The sequence below is a fragment of the Streptomyces sp. NPDC090088 genome (assembly GCF_044747345.1).
In the GTDB taxonomy this organism is placed as follows: domain Bacteria; phylum Actinomycetota; class Actinomycetes; order Streptomycetales; family Streptomycetaceae; genus Streptomyces.
This window is the reverse complement of sequence record NZ_JBIVDZ010000008.1, coordinates 409,696-416,421: the sequence shown is the minus strand read 5'-3', so window position 1 is coordinate 416,421 and position 6,726 is coordinate 409,696. Positions and strand designations below refer to the sequence as shown.

The window sequence follows — 6,726 nt, the reverse complement described above, 5'->3', positions numbered from 1 at the left end:
GCCAGACGGCCGCGGCTCCCGGCCATGCGACTGCGGCTCCCGTTCATGTCACTGCGGCCGGCGTTCATGCCGCCGTGGCCCCCGCCCGTGCCGCCGCCCGCGTGGGCGGCGGTCCCGTGGCGGAGGGTGCACCGCCCATCGGACGGCCGCTGGACCACGTACGCGCCTATGTGCTCGACGGCTCTCTCCGCCGGGTGGAGGCAGGCCGCCAGGGCGAGTTGTATCTGGCGGGGGAGAGCCTCGCCCGGGGATACCTGAGCCGGCCGGGGCTGACCGCGGAGCGGTTCGTCGCCGACCCCTTCGGTCCGTCCGGCGAGCGGATGTACCGGACCGGTGACCTGGCCCGGCGGCGCCCCGACGGGCAGCTCGACTTCCTCGGCCGCGCGGACGACCAGGTCAAGGTCAACGGTTTCCGCGTCGAACCCGGCGAGGTGGAGGCGGTGATCGCCGGGCACCCGGCCGTCACCGAGGCCATGGCCTGTGTCCGAAAGGGGGCGAGCGGCGACGCCCGGCTCGTGGCCTACCTGGTGCCCGCGGCGGGAGCCCGCGTCCCCGGCCGCCGCGAGCTGCGGGAGTGGGTGGCCGAGCGGCTGCCGGCCCATCTGGTCCCGGCCGAACTGGCGGCCGCCTCCGCACTGCCGCGTACGGGCAGCGGCAAGCTCGACCGCGAGAAACCGCCGGCAGGCGTCAGGCCGTTGGCGGACGGCCCTTCCCCCGCCTTCGGCCGGGAAGAGCCCCGCCCCGCCGCGCCCGCCGCCGACGGAGCGCGACAGGAGCAGGTGGCGCGGGTGTTCCGCGAGGTGCTCCGGCTCCCCGAGGTCGCCGCCGACGCGAGCTTCTTCGAGCTCGGCGGCGACAGCATGATGTCGGTCCAGGTGGTGAGCCGACTGCGCCGGGTGGGTCTTCACCTCACCCCGCAGGACGTCCTCGAACACAAGACGGCCGGAGCGCTGGCCCGGGTCGTGCGGGAGACGAACCGGCCCGTGCGGCGCTCCACCGCACGGTCGGCCGAGGCGGCCGCCGAGCCCGCCACCGCGGGCAGCGGATGGGGCGGCGTCCAGGAGACGTCCGACAGCGACATCGGAGTCCTGCTGCCGCTGCGGGAGTCGGGCGACCAGGCGCCGCTGTTCTGCGTGCACGCGGCGGCGGGCTTCTCCTGGGGCTACGCGGGACTCACCTCGCCGCTCGGCACCGCTCGGCCGGTGTACGGCCTGCAGGCCCGGGGCCTGGACGGCACCGAGGCGCTGCCGGCCTCCGTCGCGGAGATGGCGGCGGACTACCTGGACCATGTCAGGTCCGTCCGGCCCACCGGCCCCTACCACCTCCTCGGCTGGTCCTTCGGGGGAGTGGTCGCCCACGAGATGGCGGTGCAGCTGGAGGAGAGCGGCGCGTCGGTGGAGACGCTGGCGATCCTCGACGCCCACCCCGAGGCCGCGCCGGGTCCGGACGCCGACCGGGACGTCCTCGCGATGCTCCTGGAGTTCTTCGGCTACGACCCTTCCCTGTGGGCCGGTGAACCGCTGACGTATCCGCGGTTCGTGGAGGTCATCCGTGCGCGGGAGGGACTGCTGGCCTCGTTCGACGAGCGGCGGATCGCCGCGCTGGCCCGGGTCTGCGCCAACAACGTACGGCTCGCCGGCCTGCACAGGCCCCGCCCGTTCGGCGGGAACGGCGTGATGTTCACCGCGCGGGGCCACGCGCGCGAGACCGCGCTCGGTCTGTGGCGCCCGCTGGTCAAGGGGGAGCTGGAGATCCTGCCGGTCGACCGCACGCACGCGGAGCTGGGCCGCCCCGCCGCACTCGGCGACATCGGCCGCGTACTCGTCGAACGGTGGGCCGTCAGGACACCACAGAAGGGGTCGGTGAACACTCCGTGAGCAACGAGCCGGAGCACGGGCACGCGCCGGATCACCGGTCGGCGCCGCTCACCACGATGCAGTCCGGGATCTGGTGGGCGCGGCAGCTGGCGCCTCCGGTCCGGTACCAGCTGGCGAGTGCGTTCGAGATCGCGGGAGACCTCGATCCGGAGCTGTACGAGGCGGCTTTCCGGTTCGCCGTCGCGGAGACCGAGCCGTTCCGGTCGCGGTTCGCCGTCACGGCCTCCGGGGAGCCGAGGCAGTGGGCCGGCCCGCTCCCCGCCTGGCATGTGCCGGTCGTCGACCTCCGGCGGGAACCCGCGCCGATGGCCGCCGCGCTGGACTGGATGCGGGCGGACCTGCCCCGCCCGCTCGACCTGGAGAACGGTCCGGTGTTCAGGACCGCGTTCCTGCGCCTCGCCGAGGACCGGGTCTGCTGGTACCTGCTCGTCCATCACCTGGTGGTGGACGGCTTCGGCCTGGCGCTGTTCGCCCGGCGGCTCGGCGAGATCTACGCGGCGCTGGAGCGCGGCGAGTCCCCGGAGCCCGGCCACCGGATGCCGTTGGACACCCTGCTCGACGCGGAACAGGCCTACCGCCGCACACCGGACTTCGAAACCGACCGTGCGTTCTGGACGGCGCGGATGGCCGGTTGGCCGGGAGCCGCCGGGCCGGGTGGGTCCCGGCCAACCGCACCTGGCCGGAGCGACACCGGAGGGACGGGCGGGGCGCCGGTGCGCGCGGAGTCCCGGCTGCCCGAGGACCGGGTGGCCGCCCTCCGCGCCCGCGCCCGCGAACTCGACGTCCCCTGGACGGTGGTGGCGACGGCCTCGGCGGTCCTGCTGGACCATGCCCGCGGCGGCGGGGGCGACGAGGTCGTCGTGGGGTTCCCGGTGGCCGGCCGCACCTACAAGACGGCGGGCGCGGTGACCGGCGCGGCGTCGAACGTGCTCCCGTTGCGGGTACCGGTCGACCCGCGCCGGCCGGCCGCCGAACTGGTCCGGACCGTCGGTGCGGCGACCACCCTCGCCCTCGACCACCAGCGCTACCGGTACGAGGACCTCCGCCGTGACCTCGGCCTCACCGGGTCCGCGCACGCGCCGTACCGACTGATCGCGAACATCGTCCCCTTCAGCTTCGGGCGCGGATTCGCCGGACGGCCGATGACCCTCAGACAGCTCAACACCGGCGCGGTGGAGGACCTCTCCGTCATGGTCAGGCCGGAACGCGGCCGGGCCGGCCTGATGGTGGAGGTGCATGCCGAGGCCGGGCGGTACGAGCCCGAGGAGGTCGCGGCCGAGGCCGGTCGCTGTGTACGTCTGCTCGACCAGCTGATCGACGCACCCGGGCGCCCTGTCGGAGAGCTGGATCTGCTGGCACCGGAGGAGCGCAGGCTGCTCGTACCGGGCGTCGGCACCTCCGAACCCCTCTCGCCCCGCACCCTCCCCGAGCTGTTCGAGCACTGGGCCGCGCGCACCCCGCACGCCCCGGCGGTCGGCCACGGTGACCGGCAGCTCACCTATGCCGAACTCAACGCGCGCGCCAACCGGCTGGCCAGGACACTGATCCGGCGCGGCGCGGGACCCGAACGCACCGTCGCCGTCCTGCTGCCCCGCTCCGTGGACATGGTCACCGCGATCCTGGCGGTGTCCAAGACCGGCGCCGCCTACCTCCCCCTGGACACGGGCTGGCCCGCCGAGCACACGGAGCGGATCCTCGCCGACGCCCAGCCGCTCTGCGTGCTCTCCACGACAGACCCGACCGGAGCCGCCCCGGACCCACACCCGAACGTGACCACGCCCGCGACGACCGACCCCGACCGGCCGGACAGCGACACCGGCCCCGCGGACAGCGACACCGGCCCCGCGGGCAGCGACGCCGACATCACCGACGCGGACCGCATCGCGCCGCTGACGCCCGATCATGCCGCCTACGTCATCTACACCTCGGGATCCACCGGCCGCCCCAAGGGCGTGGTGGTCCCGCACCGCGGTCCGGTGGCGTTGCTGGGGGCCGGCGCCGCCGGGTTCGGGTTCGGACCCGACGACACCTGGACGATGTTCCACTCCTGTGCTTTCGACTTCTCCGTGTGGGAGATGTGGGGCGCCCTCACCCACGGCGGCCGACTGGTGGTCGTACCCCGCGAGGTGAGCCGCTCCCCCCGCGCCTTCCTCGACCTGCTGGTACGGGAGCGGGTGACGGTGCTCAACCAGACGCCGTCCGCCTTCCGGTCGCTGGAGCGGGCCGACGCCGAAGAACCGGAGCGGGGGCGGGAACTGGCCCTGCGCTGGGTCGTCTTCTGCGGTGAGGCGCTCTCTCCGGCCGTCGTGCGTTCCTGGCACGGGCGGCACCAGGACTCCGCGCCCGTGCTGGTCAACATGTACGGCATCACCGAGACCGCGGTCCTCTCCACCCGGCTCGACCTGGACCACCACCACGGCAGGGCACCGACGGTGCCGATCGGCAAGGCCGTCGCGGGCACCCGGCTGTACGTGCTGGACAGCGGGCTGCGCCCGGTGCCGCCCGGGGCGGCCGGTGAGCTGTATGTCGGGGGTGCCGGTGTGGCCAGGGGCTATCTCCACCGCCCCGCACTGACGGCGCAGCGCTTCGTGGCCGACCCCTTCGGCCCCGCCGGGTCCCGGCTGTACCGGTCGGGCGACCTCGTGCGGGCCCGTCGGGACGGCTCACTGGAGTACCTCGGCAGGGCGGACGACCAGGTCAAGATCCGTGGCTTCCGGATCGAGCCGGCCGAGGTCGAGGCGGCGCTGCTGGCCGCCCCCGGCGTGGCGGGCGGCGCCGTGCTGGCGACCTCCGCTGTCCCGCGGGGGCCGGACCACTCCGGGACGGACGACGGCCGGGGAGCCGACGGAGCCGACGGGGCCGACGGGGCAGACGGGGCCGCACGGCTGGTGGCCCATGTCGTCCTCACCCGGGAGGCGGCGCACGATCCCGCAGCGGCTCTCGCCCGGGTGCGGGAGCGGCTGCGCGAGCGGCTTCCGGCGCATCTGGTCCCGTCCCTGTTCGTCCCGCTCGACAGTCTGCCGCTCACCCCGAACGGGAAGGTGGACCGGGCGGCGCTCCCCGCACCCCGCGCCGGCGCGCACCTGCCGTCACGCGCCCCGCGGACGCCGCTGGAGGTCGGGCTGGCCGGGCTGTACGCCGACCTGCTGGCCGTGGAACAGGTCGGCGCCGACGACGACTTCTTCGATCTGGGCGGCGACAGCCTGCGGGCGACACGGCTGGTCACCCTGGTGCGCCGGGCCGGCCTCGGCACCCGCGCGGAGCTGGATGTCAGGGACGTCTTCGCCCACCCGACGGTCGCCGGGCTCGCCGCTCGTCTGGGCGGCACAGGCCATCCGGACGACCCCTTCGCCGCATCGGGGCCCCGGCTCCGGCCCCCGCTTCCGCGCGCCGAGGACCGGGGCGCCGAGCCGGTCCCGCTCTCCTTCGGCCAACGGCGTTTCTGGTTCCTGCACAGGCTCGCCGGCCCCGACAGCACGTACAACGTCCCCCTGGTGCTGCGCTGGGACGGCGAGCTGGACCAGGAAGCGCTCCGTGCCGCCCTGGGCGACCTCACGGCCCGGCACGAGCCGCTGCGGACCCTTGTCCGGCAGCGGGACGGCCAAGCCGTCCAGCACATCCTGCCGGTCACGGCGGCGCGCCCGGTGTTCGTCGTCGAACCCGTCGCCCCGGACCGGCTTCCGGACGCGCTGAGCGCCGCGGCGGGCCGCCCCTTCCACCTGGAGAGCGAACTCCCCCTCCGTACCGTTCTCTTCACCACCGAGCCCGCGCGCGGGCAGACGCTGCTCCTGCTGCTCCACCACATCGCCTGCGACCGCGCCTCGCTGCCCCGGCTCCTGGCGGACCTCGCCACCGCCTGCCGGGCGCGCGTCACCGGTGCCGCCCCCGACTGGCCGCCACTGCCCACGCAGTACGCCGACTTCACCCTGTGGCAGCGCGAACTGCTGGGCACCGACGGCGAGCCCAGCGCCCTGCGGGCCGGTCAGCTCGCCCACTGGGACAAGACCCTGGCCGGTCTGCCGGAGCGCATCCCGCTCCCCACCGACCGCGGCGAACAGACGCCGTCCGGGCGCCCGGCGCACGCCGCCGGAGACACGGTCGCCTTCACCGTCCCCGCGGACGTGCACGCGCGGCTCCTGGAGCTGGCCGCGGACGAGCAGGCCAGCCTCTTCCTGGTGGTGCACGCCGGACTGGCCGCGCTGCTCACCCGCCTCGGCGCGGGGACGGACATCCCGATCGGCACGGCGGTCTCCGACCGCGCGGACGCGGAACTCGACGGCCTCGTCGGCTTCTTCGTGAACACGCTCGTGCTGCGCACCGACACCTCGGGGGAGCCGACCTTCCGTGAGCTGCTCGGCCGGGTCCGGCAGGCCGATCTGGCGGCCTTCGCCCACCAGGACGTGCCCTTCGACCTGGTCGTCGCCGCGCAGGGACCCCGGCGGGCGGCCGGCGGCCGCGCGGTGTTCGGCCGGGCCCTGTTCCAGGTGATGCTGGTGCTCGCCCCGCCCCTCCCCGAGAGGCTGGAACTACCGGGCGTGTCGGCCACGGTGGACCTGGCCGGCCGGGGTTCCGCGGGCTTCGACCTGACCTTCGGCCTGTCCGAGCGGCGGGACGCCGACGGCACCTGCCGCGGACTCGACGGCGTGGTCGAGTACCGGACCGAGCTGTTCGACCGGTCCACCGTCGAGACCCTCTGCGCCCGCTTCACACGGCTGCTGCGCACGGCCGCCGCCACCCCGGACATCCCGGTCCACGCCATCGACCTGTCGGGGTCGGAGGAGCCGTAGGGGTCGTAGGAAAGGGCCGACGGAGCACATGTAATGCAGCGGACAATTCCGAATTCACGGGG

2 protein-coding genes are annotated in these 6,726 nt (G+C 74.9%); both read left to right on the top strand.

Annotation, left to right across the window (positions count from 1 at the left end):
• The first annotated feature begins 74 nt into the window (after positions 1-74).
• On the top strand, positions 75-1,877 hold the full coding sequence (locus tag ACIPSJ_RS35785) for a thioesterase domain-containing protein (protein WP_401352093.1): 1,803 nt from the start codon (positions 75-77) through the stop codon (positions 1,875-1,877).
• Positions 1,874-6,664, top strand: coding sequence for an amino acid adenylation domain-containing protein (locus ACIPSJ_RS35780; RefSeq protein WP_401352091.1), 4,791 nt, complete (start codon positions 1,874-1,876; stop codon positions 6,662-6,664). The genes ACIPSJ_RS35785 and ACIPSJ_RS35780 overlap by 4 nt, the downstream gene beginning before the upstream one ends.
• Positions 6,665-6,726 lie beyond the last annotated feature (62 nt).